The organism is Streptomyces sp. SAJ15, from assembly GCF_007595705.1.
GTDB lineage: Bacteria > Actinomycetota > Actinomycetes > Streptomycetales > Streptomycetaceae > Streptomyces.
Genome location: NZ_NISY01000006.1, coordinates 417,493 through 432,549, shown reverse-complemented (window position 1 = coordinate 432,549; position 15,057 = coordinate 417,493). Strand labels below are relative to the sequence as shown.

Below are 15,057 nucleotides of genomic sequence, written 5' to 3'. Positions count from 1 at the left end.
CACACGTGGCGCAGAATCGGAGCCGCTACCCACTCGCCCGCGTGGTCGCCACCTACCGTGCCGGCGTCACGATCGAGGAGTTCGCCGCTGCCACCGGCCTGCACCCGGAGCTGGTACGCCGCTACGTCACGCTGGGTCTCCTCGACCCCGACACCGGCCCCGACGGCCGGCTGTGGTTCGGCACGGCGCAGTTGATGAGGGTGGCCCGCATCCATCGGCTGCGAACGGGCCTGGGCCTGAACTACGCCGCCCTCGGGGTCGTACTCGACCTGCTGGACCGTATCGAGGAACTCGAAGCCGCCCTGGCCGGGCGGCATACCACCATCGGCCGCGTGCGTAGGAGGTGAACCCCCGTGGACATGAACCGGCTCACGCAGAAGTCCCAGGAGGCGCTACAGGACGCCCAGACCAAGGCGCTGCGCTTCGGCCACGTCGAGGTCGACGGGGAGCACCTGCTGCTCGCCCTCCTCGACCAGAGCGAGGGCCTGATTCCCCGCCTGCTCACCGCCGCCGGCGCCGACCCGGAGCGGGCGCGCGCCGCCGTGGAGGCCGACCTCGGCCGCCGCCCGAGCGTCTCGGGCCCCGGGGCCGGTCCCGGCCAGGTGTACGTCACCCAGCGACTGGCCCGGCTGCTGGACGCCGCCGAGCAGGAGGCGAAGCGGCTCAAGGACGAGTACGTCTCCGTCGAGCACCTGCTGTTGGCGCTGCTGGAGGAAGGCTCCGGCAGCCAGGCGGGGCGGATCCTGCACGAACAGGGCATCAGCCGCGAGACGTTCCTGGACGCGCTCACCTCGGTGCGCGGCAACCAGCGGGTGACCTCCGCAATGCCGGAGGTCACGTACGAGGCGCTGGAGAAGTACGGGCGCGACCTGGTCGCGGAGGCCCGCACCGGAAAGCTCGACCCGGTCATCGGCCGAGACACCGAGATCCGCAGAGTCGTGCAGATCCTGTCCCGCAAGACCAAGAACAACCCCGTACTGATCGGCGACCCCGGCGTCGGCAAGACCGCCATCGCCGAAGGGCTCGCGCAGCGCATCGCGCACGGCGACGTGCCGGAGGGGCTGCGCGACAAGACCGTCTTCGCCCTCGACATGGGCTCGCTGGTCGCGGGCGCGAAGTACCGCGGCGAGTTCGAGGAGCGACTCAAGGCCGTCCTCCACGAGGTCACCGCGGCCGAGGGACGCATCCTGCTGTTCGTAGACGAGTTGCACACCGTCGTCGGCGCCGGGGCGGCCGAGGGCGCCATGGACGCCGGGAACATGCTCAAGCCGCTCCTCGCACGCGGTGAGCTGCACATGATCGGCGCCACCACCCTGGACGAGTACCGCAAGCACGTAGAGAAGGACGCCGCCCTCGAACGCCGCTTCCAGCCGGTGATGATCGACGAACCGAGCGAGGAGGACGCCGTCTCCATCCTCCGCGGCCTGCGCGAGCGCCTGGAGGTCTTCCACGGCGTGAAGATCCAGGATGGCGCCCTGGTGGCCGCGGTCACCCTGTCCCACCGCTACATCTCCGACCGGTTCCTACCGGACAAGGCCATCGACCTGGTCGACGAGGCGTGCGCCATGCTCCGTACGGAGATCGACTCGATGCCTGCCGAGCTCGACGAACTCACCCGCCGGGTACGCCGCCTGGAGATCGAGGACGCGGCCCTGGCCAAGGAGGACGACCCCGCCAGCCGGGACCGCCTCTCCGAGCTGCGCAAGGAACTCGCCGACGCCCGGGCCGAGGCCGACGCCCTGCGCGCCCAGTGGGAGGCCGAACGCCAGGCCCTGCGCAAGGTCCAGACGCTGCGCGAGGAGCTCGAACACGCACGGTACGAGGCCGATGAAGCAGAGCGGTCCTACGATCTGAGCCGCGCGGCCGAACTGCGCCACGGCCGGCTCCCCGACCTCGAGCGGCGGCTCCAGGCGGAAGAGGAGCAGCTCGCCACCAAGCAAGGCGGCCGCCGGCTGCTGCGCGAGGTGGTGACCGAGGACGAGATCGCCTCCATCGTCGCCCGCTGGACGGGCATCCCGGTCAGCCGCCTTCTGGAGGGGGAACGGCAGAAGCTGCTGCGGTTGGACGAGATCCTCCACGAGCGGGTCATCGGCCAGGACGAGGCCGTCCAGCTGGTCGCGGACGCCGTCATCCGCGCCCGCTCGGGGGTCAAGGACCCGCGCCGGCCCATCGGTTCGTTCCTGTTCCTCGGCCCCACCGGCGTCGGCAAGACCGAGCTGGCCCGCACCCTGGCCGCCGCGCTGTTCGACACCGAGGACAACATGGTCCGTCTCGACATGAGCGAGTACCAGGAACGCCACACGGTCAGCCGCCTGATGGGCGCCCCGCCCGGCTACGTCGGCTACGAGGAAGGCGGCCAGCTCACCGAGGCCGTGCGCCGCAAGCCGTACTCCGTGGTGCTGCTGGACGAGGTGGAGAAGGCCCACGCCGATGTCTTCAACACCCTGCTCCAGCTACTGGACGACGGGCGCCTGACCGACGCGCAGGGCCACACCGTCGACTTCCGCAACACCGTGGTGGTGATGACCAGCAACATCGGATCGCAGTACCTGCTCGAAGGGGTGACACCCGACGGCGAGATCAAGGAGGAGGCGCGCGCCGCGGTCATGGCGGAACTGCGCGCCCACTTCCGGCCCGAGTTCCTCAACCGTGTCGATGACGTGGTCCTCTTCAAGCCACTGACGCTCCCGGAGATCGAACGGGTCGTCGACCTGCTGACCGAAGACCTGCGCCACCGGCTCGCCGACCGCCGCCTCGAACTGCGCCTGACCGAAGCCGCCCGCCGTCACATCGCGGCCGAGGGTTTCGACCCGGTGTACGGAGCCCGGCCGCTGCGCCGGTTCATCCAGCGCGACGTCGAGACCCGCATCGGACGCGCCCTGCTGGCCGGTGACATCCCCGACGGTTCCACCATCACCGCCGACGCCAAGGACGGGCACTTGGTCATCGACACCACTCCCGCGTCGCAAGCCACGCCAGCGCCCACGGGGTGAGCGTTTCCCATGGCGCGGGTCGTGGTGGAGGACGCGAACATCGTCGTACAGCGCCAGCGGCGACCTGGGGCATCGGTATTCGGCAGAGCGCCTCCCGGGTCGTGGCGCCGGCCCGCGGCCAAGGGCCCCTCACCGACCGGCTCCAGACCGCCTACATCGAGCTGAGCGAGCAGGTCGGCTGGATGTGCTTCGACGCCCGCCGGCACCCCCAGGCACAGCGCATCCACCACACCGGCATGCGCCTGGCCCACGAGACCGCCACCTCACTGACCTCCCGTCACGCGAGCGCCAACCTCTGGGGCAGGTTGGTCCTGGCTGTCGAGTTGCCGGAGGATGAGGACGTCTGCCGCGAGGGCCATCTGCTCCGCTCGCTGTCGGTACTCGGTCTCGGCAGCGCGGGAGTCCTTGAGAGCCCGAGCTACACCATGCCTGACCAGCAGAAATCAATGGATCACGTTCGGTTGGGATACGGCTTCTGAGATCAGCGGCGAGCTCTTCGGCGTCGGGGAGTTCCCGCAGGAAGCCCAGCGGCCGAGCGGGGCTCTGGGTCAGCCAGCCCTGCGCCCGCAGGAACGCGCTGAGGCGGCACGCGGTGGGCCGAGCAGCCGCACGGGCAGCGGGCGGATCGTGGTGGCGTAGTACAGGGCGGCGGTGAGTTCGTGCAGCGTGCCGACCCCTCCGCCCATCGCCACGACCAGGTTCGCGTCGTCGAGGTAGGCGTGCAGCCGCGCCCCCATGGTCGGGGCGTACACCGTGGTGGTGACGTGGGGTTGAGCGCTCCCCAGTCGGACCGGTCGGCCAGCGTGACCGCGGTGACTGGTACCTCGTGGCGTGCGGCGCCGCGCGCCACGGCCTTCATCAGCCCGTTATAGCCGCCGTGGCGCAGGGTGTACCAATCCCGATGGGCGGCCATGGAGGCCGAGATACTGTCTGTCGTCAAACGATCGTTTGACGACAGACAGCCGACGCGTCCGGGTGATGTAGTCGGGACAGACCGCTGTCTGCCATCGGTGAACACCACCCCGAGCGGGCGCAACGGTCATTACCGTCCAGTCGCATGACGACGGTCACAACCCATACGGTCGAATACCCGGCCGACAACCTGACGATGATCGGATACCTCGCGCTCCCGGCCGGTGCCGAGCGCCGGCCCGCAGTCCTGATCGGACCCGAGGGGATGGGGCTCAGCGATGTCGAGCGCCGGCGGGCCGAGGCTCTGGCCGAGCTGGGGTACGTGGCGCTGGCCTTCGACCTCCACGGCGGACGCTATTTGGAAGACCCAGAGGAAATGTTGGCCCGTTGCATGCCGCTGCTCGCCGATCCCGACCGCATGCGAGGAATCGGTCACGCCGCGCTCAACGTCTTGCGTGCCGAACCACGGGCCGACCCCGACCGGACCGCCGCCGTCGGCTACGGCACCGGGGGCGCAGTCGCACTGGAACTCGGTCGCGATGGTGTCGACCTGCGCGCGATTGGGACAGTCAACGCACTGACCACGGGCCGACCGGGCGAGGCGGCACGCATTCGCTGCCCGGTATGGGCCGGGGTCGGGTCGGAAGACCCGATCATGCCGCCCGCGCAACGGGAGGCGTTCACCGCAGAGATGCAGGCCGCGGGCGTCGACTGGCGCCTCGTGGTCTACGGAGGAGCCCTTCACGCCTTCCACCACCCATCGGTCGACCACACCGTGCCTCCCGGCGTCGGCTACCACCCACGGCACGCACAGCGAGCCTGGCGTGACATCGTCGCCCTGCTCGCCGAGTGCCTGCCCGTCACGGATTGATCCGATCGGCTCCTGATACTCACTCCTGCCCGCCGTCGTCGTCTTCGTCCAGCTCTGGGGCCTCCGGGTCGCGCAGCGGGCGCAGGGCGCCGACGGCCGGGGTGGAGGCGGTGAAGCTGTAGCGGCCGAGCAGGTTCAGGTTGCGGTGCTTGAGCGGGGAGAGCCGGGCGATGTCCTCGTCTAGGATCTCGTGGCCTTCGGCGCGAAGCTGGGCGACGGCGGCGTCGATGTACTTCGTGGTCCAGAGCACGATGGCGTTGAGGACCAGGCCGAGCGCGCCCAGCTGGTCCTCCATCCCGTCGCGGTACGCCTGGTGGATGGTGCCGCGCTTGCCGTGGCACACGTCCCGGGCCAGCTTGTGGCGGGACTCCTGCACGGTGAGCTGCCGGTTCATCTGACGCCGGTAGGTGTCGTCCACCGGGTCGACCACCCGCAGCAGGTGCTCGGTCTTCGCGATCCGCCCGTACTCCGCGAACGCCGTCCCCAGCGGAGTCGTGCGCCCCTCGCGTCCGAACATGCGCAACAGGTCGTAGGCACGGACCTGGTTGGCGGCCAGGGACCCGGCAGCCTTCAGCATGTCCGGCCAGTGCGTGACCACCTTGTTCAGGTTCACGCGGTTGCGCGCAAGGTCCTCCACCGCGTCGTACGTGCCGGTCTCGACGCCGGGCATCGTGGCCCGCCAGAACCGCTGGTCGTCCTTCTCCGGGATGCCGGGACCGGTATCCCGGAGAAGGGTGACGGGCGGGGGCAGACGGTTGGGCGGTCGGTCAGGCGGTCTTGGTGAACGTGTGGAGATGTTCACGGAGGAAGGTGTGCAGTGTCCTGGCGGGGCGGCCAAGGATGGTCTCGATGGTGTCGTTGGGAGATTCCGGGCGGGCGATGGCCAGTTGCTGGATCTCTACCACGTGGCTGGCGAGCCAGGGCGGCATATGTGCGGTGGACAGGAGGTGGCTGTGGAACTCGCTCGGCGGCAGGTCGATGTAGCGAACGGGGCGGCAGGTCAGCTCGCCGAGTAGACGGGCGAGCTCGGGGTGGCTGAAGGCCCGCGGGCCGGTCAGGGTGTAGGTGGCGCCGGCAAGGCTGGGACGCAGGAGGGTCTCGGCGGCGACGTCGGCGATGTCTCGGACGTCGATGTAGTTACAGGGTGCCTCGCGCATGGCCCCGATGAGTACGCCCTCGGCGATCGCTGGGGCGTTCAGGAGCAGCTTTTGCATGAATGCGTAGGGCCGGAGCAGCGTAGCCGTCATTTCGGTGGTCGCCAGGTGTTCCTCGACCCGCCAGTGGCTGCGCGAGATGGCCACCGGTGAGGCGGGCTCGGCTGCTGGGGCGGAGAGTTTGAGCACGTGCCGTACCCCGCAGTGGGCTGCGGCGTCTATCACGTTGGTCTCCAGCTCGGCTTGGCGCGGGCTGTTGGCCATGGCGAGGAACAGTTGCGTGGAGCCCTCGAACGCGTCGCGGAGCGTCTGAGGGTCTGCGGCGTCCGCACCGACGATCTCGACCGACGTGTTTGTGCCGATGGCGGCGCGCAGATTGTCGGGCGTACGGCTGACGGCGCGGCAAGGAACTTGGAGTTCGATGAGTCGCCGGAGCAGGGCGCTGCCGGTGGCGCCGGTGGCGCCGATGATGGTGATCACAGTGTGCCTTTCGTGGGTGAGGGGTCTGGAGAATCGGGTGGGAGGGGCTGGGTCAGGCCTGTTGCCGGGATGTCGTGCCGTGCCACCGCCAGGTGACGATGGCGGCGGCCAGGCTGGCCGACAGCGGCAGGTCGATCCGCAGCCGCTCCAGCCATCCGGCATCGGGCACCGGTGTGTGCGACGGCAGCCAGTCGGATCCGAACCATCCGGCCAGGCCGGCGATTCCGGCCGCTGTCATGGCAAGTCCGAGGGTGAGTACCGGTCGCGGCGCCGAGGCTGTCCAGCGTCGGGGTCGGCCACGGCGGTGCAGCCATGCGCCGACGATGTAGGCCACCAAGGCCGATGTGGCCCCGATGGAGGTGAAGGCGGCCCTGGTCAGTTCGGACTGGCCGCTGAGGAATCCGCCGAGCCCGGCGGTGAGCGCGGGGGCCAGGTAGGCGGTCGCGACTTCCTTCCACAGAGTGAACGGACGCGTGGCGAAACCGCGCTGGGCGGTTCTGGGAGGGGGACTCATGGGACTCCTCGAAAATAATTAGGTGGCTAACTAGTTGATTAGGCAGCTAACTAGTGGGGTATAGGAAAGGGTGCCGCGCGGTCGAGACAGCCGCCCCCGCGCGGAAGTGATGCCGCAGCTATTCGGCAGTCAATGCGCCGATCCGCTGAGTGATCCGCTCCAGGAGGTCGAGGAACAGCCCGCGTTCGTCGGCGGCCAGTCCACCGACCAGCGCCTCAAGCCGTGCGAAGTGGTCCGCGGCCATATCGCGCAACCGCTGGCTGCCGCGCGCTGTGAGTACGACTACTGCGCCCCGCCCGTCCTCCGTTGAGGCGCGGCGAGCCACCAGCCCCTCTCGCTCCAGGCCAGCGACCAGGCCGGTCACTGTGGCGCGCGAGACGCCAAGACTCTTCGCGAGCTGCGACGGCGACTTCTCCCCGTCACTGTCCTCGAGATCCACCAGGAGGCGGTAGCGCCCGGTCGACAGCCCGGAACGCGCAAAGTGCACTTCGGACGCCCGGTCCAGGCGCGCCCCGGCAGCCATCAGGCGCACCGCGACAAGCACAGCCTGCGGGTCGGCCTCAAGCCCGTACCGTGCGATCTGCTTCCGCGCCTGTTCGAGCGTGGGCGCAGCGCCGGGGTTCGCATCCTCGTCACTCATGAGAAATAATATGTCGGCTAACTATCTGCCAGTCAAGTCGCCGCGAGCCCCGCAGCCGCAGACTCCGGACAGCTCCGCCCCTGACTACAGCCCGCCACGCCCGGGGGCCTCACCGCAGACCTGGTCACCGGTGCCCTGAACGAGCGTGACGTGCCCGGTCGTCCGCGGCACCCGGCCGACATTTGCGCGGGGCTGTCTTTCGGCACCCGTATCGGAGGCAGGGCGCCAGGTGTTGCGCCTCCCCCCGGTCAGCGATCCAGCCGCCCATCGGCGACGCCGCGGGTACGGGCCTTCACGGATGCCGACCCCGTCGCCCCGTACGCGGCCGAACGGGTTGCTTGCGCCTCGGGCGCAGTGCGGGGCCGGGCACCATGGCCGACGCGGCGGAGAGGTCGAGGTGGGAGTTCATGTCCAGCTCGAACCGGCCGTAGGGGTTCACGTGGGTTCAGAACAGCGGAGACAGGGCCCGCCGGTCGGCGTCGGTGAGCCGCCTCGCGCGGTAGGTGGGGTGCTTGGGCCCGCCGCGGGTGAAGCGCCGTAGGACCTGCTCGGCTTCGGCGGTGCCCAGGCGCAGGGCGGTAGTGTACTTCACGATCTGGTCGTACTGCTGGCTGGCGGATCAGGTCCCAGTCGATCGTCTTGGTCGACAGCACCGGCGCCAGGCTCGGCCACTTCTCGTCTTCCCCGGCCGCCGGCCGGTACAGGCGCGCCGAGCCGACGTTCTTCAGCCTGAGGAGGAGACACCGCTGAGGGATGCCAGCGCGGTGATCGGAAGGTCGCTGGCGGCCGTCAGTCGCAAGGAGACCGGCCGAACAACTGCAATTCCCCTGCTCGTCGCGGTCATCGCAGGTGTGCCGTCTTGGGCAGCGGACGGAAGCGCGCCTCGCGCAGTGCTCTGCGGCGGTGGGGCCTTCGTCGTACGTATGACCCTTTCCGTCCCCCTGTACTCGGCTCTGGGCTTGCTGGACAGGAGCATCAGGCAGCCATGATGTGGAGCACAGCCGACTGGCTGGCTCCCCGATGGCTCGGGGCGTCATCGTGCGTGGCCGCCTGGGGCGTATCGGCTCCAGTTTCCTCCGGCTTCAGCGACTACTGAGGTTTTCGGTTCGGGGTGACGTCATAGCGGGGCAGGGATGAATCCGGTCTCGGCGATGAATCCGTCCAGCAGGCCGGGCTTGTACCGCATGCGTTTCAGGCGTGTGCGGGCCAGTGCGGCGAGTTCATCGAGGCTGCACGGGGCCAGGCTGCCCAGACTGTGCGGCCACGGTGATCGCGCGGCGCTTGCTGGAAATGCAACTGCGGTTCGAGTCAAGGAACTCGCCCGCCTGTCGCACACGAGCCGCATTGATACGGACCACGGAACGAAACAGCGGAGTCAGGAAGCGCATGCGGCCAGGGCGGCGTCAACGGCCGCCTGTGCGTGCAGTCGCGCGGTGGGGAAGACCGGCACCGGGCTGTCCGTGGGGCCGATGAGGAGCTCGATTTCGGTGCAGCCCAGGATGACGCCTTCCGCCCCCGCTGCGACGAGTTCCTCGATAACCCCCTGGTAGGCCTTGCGCGAGTCCTCTCTGACCACGCCGAGGCAGAGCTCCTCGTAGATCACCCGGTGCACGAGCGCGCGCCCTTCGGTGTCCGGCACGCGCACGTCCAGTCCGCCCGCCGCAAGGCGGTCGCGGTAGAAGTCCTGCTCCATGGTGAACGACGTGCCGAGCAGGCCGACGCGGCGCACGCCGGCGGCCCGCACGGCGCCCGCCGTGGCGTCGGCCAGGTGCAGCAGAGGGACCGAGACCGATGCCTCCACCTGGTCGGCGACTTTGTGCATGGTGTTGGTGCAGATCAGCACCATGTCGGCGCCGGCACGTTCCAGCGACCGAGCGGCCGCGGCGAGAACCTCTCCGGCCTCGACCCAACGGCCCTGCACCTGCAACCGCTCGATCTCCGCGAAGTCCACCGAGTACAGCACGCACGTGGCCGAGTGCAACCCGCCGAGCCGGTGGCGCGTGAACTCATTGAGCAGCCGGTAGTACTCCGCCGTCGATTCCCAACTCATGCCCCCGATGAGTCCGATCGTCTTCATCGCCGCCTCCTTGATCCGCCGATGCGTACATGCTGCAAGAGCGCGACACTCAAAGCAATTCAAGGGATTCCAGGACTTCCCTAAAGGATTACTTTGGGAGCGGCTGGCCTTCCGTGAGGGGCTGACACCCCAACTACTGAGGTTTTCGGTCCGGGGTGACGTCACAGCGGGGCAGGGATGAGTCCGGTCTCGGCGATGAATCCGTCCAGCAGGCCGGGCTTGTACCGCATGCGTTTCAGGCGTGTGCGGGCCAGTGCGGCGAGTTCATCGAGGCTGCACGGGGCCAGGCTGCCCAGACCGTTCTTCAGGTGTGCCCACACACCCTCGGCCGGGTTGAGGTCGGGCGTGTAGGCGGGGAAGCGGAAGAAGCCTCCAGCCCGGACGGTGACGCAGGGCGTGTGGCCGCGCGGGGACCAGGTCCGTGCTTTCGGCGGCCGGAGCCTGCCCCGACTCATCCGCGAAGCACAGCCACGCGTCCTGGTCCCTCACCGTCTTTCCACCAGCGGCCAGGTCTCCCTGATCCACGTGGCCACCGCGTCCTCGTCCCGCTCGGCAGCCCGCCGCTGCGGGACCTGCACGGTGAAACCCATCTGGCGCAGGATGCGCCAGGTCTGCGCCGAGCTGAAGCGGACGTGGAAGCTTGGCGCTTCAGGAGGAATTGGGCAGGTCAAGCCTCCGCGCGGCGATTTCAAGCCGGCCGAGTCTCGCTTCTCCGGTTTCAGCCCCGCAGGGTGGCGATGACCTTCTCGATGCGCCGTCGGCGCGTGTCGGGCCTCTTCGCGCTCTCGATGGCGCGCACGTGCTCGTGCTTGCGGCTATAGGCAAGGGTGTCGTATGCGGCGCGGGCGACGGGGTCGTCGTCCAGGGCTCGGGCGAAGTCTGGGCCCGGCTGTCACATCGGCGCCTGTTCGCCGGTCAATGGGTATGGCAGGGACGGGAGTCAGAACGGTGTGGGAGCGAGCGACGCGGCAGCCTCCCAGGCGAACCCGTCCAGGTCGGTGAAGGCGTCGGCGGTGCTGCCGAGGACGATGCGGTGTGAGCCCGTGCCGGCGACGGGGACGCCGAGGTCCTTGGCAAGGGCGCGGCGCTTGTACAGCGCCAGCTTGACGGGGCTGAACTGACCGGGGGCGAACTCGACGTACTTGCCACCGAAGCTCTTGGCCACGGCCAGGCCCCGGCCGACGTAGAACTGCTTGGTGGCCTTCACGGCCTCGACGCCGAGCAGCAGGACGACCTCGTCGATCTCGCGGGTGGCGGGGCCGGTGTCCTTCTTCGCCGAGGTCGCGATCTTCCAGATCGTCCCGTCCGGGGCCTGGACGACGCCGCTGTAGCCCCACAGCGACTTCGCGGCGGGCTTCAGGACCGTGGCGCCGGCGTCCACGGCGGCGCCGAAGAAGCCGTCGACGGTGGCCGGCCCGGACACCGTGAGCGCCAGGGTGAAGCCGCGGAAGCCGGTGGAGTGCGCCTCGGACGCTCGCAGGCGCAGGTACGTGTCCACGCCGAAGGCGCGGTAAAAGCGGCGAGCGGCCTCAAGGTCGGCCACCTCAAGGGTGACGGACACGAGGGACGTGATAGCTGCGGTGGAAGTGGTGGTTGCCATGACCATCACGCTAGGGGCTGCGCGGCGGCCGGGACTTCTCGATTCCTGACCGGTCTTGAGACTTGCTTCGCCACGCACGCCGGCATCCCCTCCACCTTGATCGCCAACGCCGCATCGCGGGCCGTACCCGCAGCATCGGCATGGTCGGCCGCCGCATCCGCCGCCTGGCGTCGGAATGCCCCGGGCGGCATGCCGACCAGCTCGGTGAAGCGGGTGGTGAACGTTCCGAGCGAAGCGCAGCCGACCGCGAAGCAGACCTCGGTGACGCTGAGGTCGCCCCGCCGCAGCAGCGCCGTCGCCCGCTCGATGCGACGTGTCATCAGATACGCGTACGGCGACTCACCGTAGGCGGCCCGGAACTGCCGACTCAGGTGCCCGGCAGACATGTTCACATCACGGGCGAGCGCCTCCACGTTCAGCGGCTGCGCGTATTCCCTGTCGATCCGGTCGCGGACGCGGCGCAGCCGCGCGAGATCAGCCAGGCGCTGCGCCTGCACGCGTGCACGCCGCCATTCAGGCCTACACATGAGAACCCTCCCCTTCGTCTTTCATCTTTCATCGTCTGGGCTGCCCGCCTCGGCGGGCACCCCGGACGCTCGGTGGTGTGGACCGGCCCTCCAGACTCGACCAGCCGCCGGTCGACCAACTTCCGGACAGCAGCGGGACGGAGTCCGGGCTCATGACCGGTTCAACAAGGACCCCGGGCGCGGCTCGGGCGGGCGACCGGCAGGGCGGGCACTTCTGCCCTGGTGCGCCGCCCGCCTTCCTTATGGGTGGTCGCGATGTCGGCCAGCACAGCCGCATCGATACCCGCACAGCTCAGCGCAGCTCCTGGATGCGGACCAGGTTGCCCGCGGGGTCGCGGAACGCGCAGTCGCGGACGCCGTACGGCTGCTCGGTCGGCTCCTGGACGACCTCGGTATCACCGGCCTGCACCTTCTCGAACGTGGCGTCGAGGTCCGGGGTGGCCAGCAGGATCCAGCCGTAGGTGCCCTTGGCCATCATCTCGGTGATCGTGCGGCGCTCGTCCTCGGTGATACCGGGATCGACGGCAGGCGGTGCCAGAAGGATCGAGGTGCCCGGCTGACCGGCCGGGCCGACCGTGACCCAGCGCATCCTGCCCTGCCCGACATCGCTGCGGACCTCGAAGCCGAGGATGTCGCGGTAGAAGGCGAGCGACGCGTCCGGGTCGTCGTGCGGAAGAGAAGTCGTGTGAATGGTGATGTCCATGATGAGCAGGCTAGAGGCGGCTCCGTGAACCGCGCTTCTCGATTCCTGATCGATCCGGGCACACCCGAACGTTCACGGGCATGTCACGCGGAGCGCACCCGCTTCCCGCGACGGTGCGCCCGATGCCCCGTCAGCCGCCCTCCAGAGCGGCCGAGTAGGCCGCCCCGAATCGACAGCACCTGCCCGGGTCGACGTTCGAGGGGCTCCTGGGGGCTCGCAGTCCACGGTGCCGTACGAGATCGGGCGCCGCCCTGTGGGGACGGCGTGGGGCGCGATCGTTTCCCGGGGCACGAGCCCCACTGTGGGAAAACGCCTGACCTGCTCCGTGAAGCCCTGTAGACGAAAGCACGGGCCGCCGGCTCCGCGTCGATGCCGCCGCGGTCGACGCGACACGAGACATGACCATCCGGACCCTCCGGCCCAGATCGGCGTCGGTACGCCCATTTCTTCAACATGTCGTCACGTTGCCGCACCGGGTGATCAGGCTGTGGACTATGTTGTGGGGATGACTACCGGGACGGCATTGCGCCACACACGGATTGGTGACCCGGTGCTCTTCTGAGCGCCGTACGGGCCAGTGCGGGCCCGCTGCTCGATCGAGGATCTTGCGCTGCCGCGCGGGCTCCGCCTCCGTCGTGTTGATCACAGGCTCGACACATCAACCACGACAGGAGAATTCATGCCCACCACAACGCTGCAGATTCCCACCGCGGACGGCCAGGCCGATGCATTCGCCGCCTTCCCCGACCGCGGCGAGCAGCACCCAGGGGTGCTGATGTACGCGGACGGCTTCGGCATCCGGCCCGTGCTGGAGGAGATGGCCCGCGAACTGGCCGGGCACGGGTACTACGTGCTCGTCCCCAACCTCTTCTACCGGCACGGCCCGGCACCGGTGATCGAACTTCCCGAGCACATCGGAGAAGAGGCCCGGCCCGCGATCTTCGCCCAGCTCATGCCCTTGATCGAGGCACACACCCCCGAACGTGTCCTGCGCGACGCCGACGCCTACCTCAGGTTCCTCACCGCCCAGCCCGAGGTCAGCGCCGGACCGGTCGCGGTGACCGGCTACTGCATAGGCGGCCTCCTGGCGATGCGCACCGCCGCCGCCCACCCCGGCCAAGTGGCCGCCATCGCCGCATTCCACGGCCCCGTGGGCGCCGATGGGCCCGACCTCTTCTCCAAGCTCACTGCCCAGGTCCACCTCGGCCACGCCGAAGGCGACATGACACCCGAGGCCCTCGGCGAGCTCAACCAGGCCCTGGACGCCGCAGGTGTCAGCTACACCTCCGAGATCTACCCCGGCACCATCCACGGCTTCACCATGTCCGACACCGACGCTTTCAGCGCCTCAGGACTGAAGCGCCACTGGGACCACCTGCTCCCCCTCCTGGACCGCACCCTGGGCAACAGCTGAGGCTCCGGCTCGGAATCAAACCTGAAGTACACGGCTCTGCGACTGCTGGCCGATGCCGCCTGGAGCCGCGCCCGCATCGAGAACGACCGGTGACCGACCGTAGTCGCAGGGCCGCCCCCGCTAGGCAGTGTCCGACGGTTCACGTGACGAAGCCGTGCCCATGTCGTACCGGCCCCTATGAGGCGGGGTGATCTCTCGGACGCAGAGTGGGCTCGACTGGAGTCACCGTTACCGCGATCCGGCTGTGGATCCGTTAGTGATCCACCAGACAGTCCTCAGGGCCTGTCCCCGGCGGCGGCCAGCACCCCGGCCGCCAACTGGCCAGCCGATACGGCGTGTTCGGCGGTGGTCGGGACGCAGCGGTCCGCCGCCGGGTCGTACTCGGTCATGACCACGCCCGCGTGGTCGGTATCCGGCTCCCGGAGCGTCACCGTCCGGCCCGCGGTGCGCAGGGCCTCCGCCAGGTCGCGGGAGAACGAGGGGGGCACGACGGTGTCCCGGCCGCCGTGGACGAGGTGGACCGGCACCGCCGGGTCCAGGCCCGCGGCGAGATCGTCCAGTGGGGCGGTGCCGGTGGTGCGCGCCGGCAGGTCGTAGCGGCCCGCCATACCCACCACCGCGGCCGGCCGCCATCCACCGGCCACCTCGGGTCGCAGTGCGACGCCCAGCGCGGCCCCGGCGCCGGCTGACCAGCCGGCCAGCACGAACGACTCTCCGCTGCCGCCCAGCCCGCCCGCCTCCTCGCGGACGAAGGCCAGCGAGTCCAGCAGCTGCGACCGGCCGCCGTCCGCGGGGTCCGAACGCCAGTCCGGTACGAGGACCAGCAGCCCGTGCACCGCCACGGTGCGCGCCAGAGGTTCGAGGACGTCCCGCTCGTCGGGTCCGATGCCGTGCCAGAGCAGCACCGTCGACGCCGGACGCGCCACCCCCTCCGGGCGGTAGAGATCGAGCCGTTTGCCGCTCGGGCCGAATATCAGCCCACGCTTTGTCTCCACTGCCGTGCCCGTCTCGGATGCCATGGTGATCATGCTAGGGGCTGACTCATCGGACAGGCCCTAGCGCGGGGGCGGGCGGCCCGTTTCATGCGGCAGTGTCGAAACCCACATGGTGCGACTCGGCTGGGTCCGCTCCCCGCCGTCGATCGAGGTCCGCTTCGGCACCAGCCGGGCCGG

At 69.5% G+C, this 15,057-nt stretch carries 17 protein-coding genes and 2 pseudogenes; 5 read left to right on the top strand and 14 right to left on the bottom strand.

Features of this window, described 5'->3' with window-relative positions:
- Window positions 1-5: 5 nt before the first annotated feature.
- The 3 genes from CD790_RS18885 (at window position 6) to CD790_RS34690 (ending at window position 3,472) form a co-directional block, all read left to right on the top strand.
- Window positions 6-347 (top strand): chaperone modulator CbpM, encoded by a 342-nt coding sequence (locus CD790_RS18885; protein ID WP_222108276.1) that lies wholly within the window; start codon window positions 6-8, stop codon window positions 345-347.
- A gap of 6 nt (window positions 348-353) precedes the next feature.
- A complete protein-coding gene (clpB, locus tag CD790_RS18880) occupies window positions 354-2,993 on the top strand; it encodes an ATP-dependent chaperone ClpB (RefSeq protein ID WP_144384438.1) in 2,640 nt (879 codons plus the stop codon).
- A 101-nt stretch (window positions 2,994-3,094) separates the two neighbouring features.
- On the top strand, window positions 3,095-3,472 hold the full coding sequence (locus CD790_RS34690) for a hypothetical protein (RefSeq protein WP_186319123.1): 378 nt from the start codon (window positions 3,095-3,097) through the stop codon (window positions 3,470-3,472).
- 69 nt (window positions 3,473-3,541) lie between these two features.
- Here the strand turns inward: CD790_RS34690 and CD790_RS35930 are convergent, their stop codons facing one another.
- Window positions 3,542-3,730, bottom strand: a complete 189-nt coding sequence (locus CD790_RS35930; RefSeq protein WP_260867689.1) for an LOG family protein — start codon at window positions 3,728-3,730, stop codon at window positions 3,542-3,544.
- 320 nt (window positions 3,731-4,050) lie between these two features.
- Between CD790_RS35930 and CD790_RS18870 the strand changes: the two genes are divergently transcribed.
- A complete protein-coding gene (locus CD790_RS18870; protein ID WP_144384437.1) occupies window positions 4,051-4,776 on the top strand; it encodes a dienelactone hydrolase family protein in 726 nt (241 codons plus the stop codon).
- A 19-nt stretch (window positions 4,777-4,795) separates the two neighbouring features.
- Here CD790_RS18870 and CD790_RS18865 read toward each other — a convergent pair.
- The 12 genes and pseudogenes from CD790_RS18865 to CD790_RS18805 form a co-directional block, all read right to left on the bottom strand.
- A pseudogene (locus CD790_RS18865) lies at window positions 4,796-5,476 on the bottom strand (Tn3 family transposase); the annotation flags it as partial.
- A gap of 67 nt (window positions 5,477-5,543) precedes the next feature.
- The gene (locus CD790_RS18860) at window positions 5,544-6,410 is read right to left on the bottom strand and encodes an NmrA family NAD(P)-binding protein (protein ID WP_144384436.1); all 867 of its coding nucleotides are present in this window, start codon (window positions 6,408-6,410) and stop codon (window positions 5,544-5,546) included.
- A gap of 52 nt (window positions 6,411-6,462) precedes the next feature.
- Window positions 6,463-6,924 carry a hypothetical protein gene (locus CD790_RS18855; RefSeq protein ID WP_144384435.1) on the bottom strand — a complete coding sequence of 154 codons (462 nt, stop codon included), beginning with the start codon at window positions 6,922-6,924 and terminating at the stop codon, window positions 6,463-6,465.
- Between the two features lie 118 nt (window positions 6,925-7,042).
- A complete protein-coding gene (locus tag CD790_RS18850) occupies window positions 7,043-7,564 on the bottom strand; it encodes a MarR family winged helix-turn-helix transcriptional regulator (protein ID WP_144384434.1) in 522 nt (173 codons plus the stop codon).
- 445 nt (window positions 7,565-8,009) lie between these two features.
- Window positions 8,010-8,156, bottom strand: coding sequence for a Tn3 family transposase (locus tag CD790_RS36900; RefSeq protein ID WP_222108275.1), 147 nt, complete (start codon window positions 8,154-8,156; stop codon window positions 8,010-8,012).
- Window positions 8,157-8,939: 783 nt separating this feature from the next.
- Complete coding sequence (locus CD790_RS18835; RefSeq protein ID WP_144384432.1) at window positions 8,940-9,641, bottom strand: aspartate/glutamate racemase family protein; 702 nt, start codon at window positions 9,639-9,641, stop codon at window positions 8,940-8,942.
- A gap of 161 nt (window positions 9,642-9,802) precedes the next feature.
- Window positions 9,803-10,096 (bottom strand): hypothetical protein, encoded by a 294-nt coding sequence (locus CD790_RS18830; protein WP_144384431.1) that lies wholly within the window; start codon window positions 10,094-10,096, stop codon window positions 9,803-9,805.
- Window positions 10,097-10,126: 30 nt separating this feature from the next.
- Complete coding sequence (locus tag CD790_RS18825) at window positions 10,127-10,312, bottom strand: winged helix-turn-helix domain-containing protein (RefSeq protein ID WP_186319104.1); 186 nt, start codon at window positions 10,310-10,312, stop codon at window positions 10,127-10,129.
- Between the two features lie 47 nt (window positions 10,313-10,359).
- Window positions 10,360-10,512, bottom strand: a pseudogene (locus tag CD790_RS18820) (YdeI/OmpD-associated family protein); the annotation flags it as partial.
- 69 nt (window positions 10,513-10,581) lie between these two features.
- Window positions 10,582-11,247 carry a glyoxalase gene (locus CD790_RS18815; RefSeq protein WP_222108274.1) on the bottom strand — a complete coding sequence of 222 codons (666 nt, stop codon included), beginning with the start codon at window positions 11,245-11,247 and terminating at the stop codon, window positions 10,582-10,584.
- Complete coding sequence (locus CD790_RS18810; protein ID WP_144384428.1) at window positions 11,247-11,768, bottom strand: helix-turn-helix transcriptional regulator; 522 nt, start codon at window positions 11,766-11,768, stop codon at window positions 11,247-11,249. Before CD790_RS18810 ends, CD790_RS18815 begins: the two co-directional genes overlap by 1 nt.
- Before the next feature lie 292 nt (window positions 11,769-12,060).
- Window positions 12,061-12,471, bottom strand: coding sequence for a VOC family protein (locus CD790_RS18805; RefSeq protein ID WP_144384427.1), 411 nt, complete (start codon window positions 12,469-12,471; stop codon window positions 12,061-12,063).
- Between the two features lie 679 nt (window positions 12,472-13,150).
- On the opposite strand from CD790_RS18805, the gene CD790_RS18800 reads away from it, so the two are divergent.
- Window positions 13,151-13,885: a dienelactone hydrolase family protein gene (locus CD790_RS18800; RefSeq protein WP_144384426.1), complete on the top strand. Its 735-nt coding sequence runs from the start codon at window positions 13,151-13,153 to the stop codon at window positions 13,883-13,885.
- Window positions 13,886-14,160: 275 nt separating this feature from the next.
- Here the strand turns inward: CD790_RS18800 and CD790_RS18795 are convergent, their stop codons facing one another.
- Window positions 14,161-14,904: an alpha/beta hydrolase gene (locus CD790_RS18795; RefSeq protein ID WP_144384425.1), complete on the bottom strand. Its 744-nt coding sequence runs from the start codon at window positions 14,902-14,904 to the stop codon at window positions 14,161-14,163.
- Window positions 14,905-15,057: the final 153 nt, after the last annotated feature.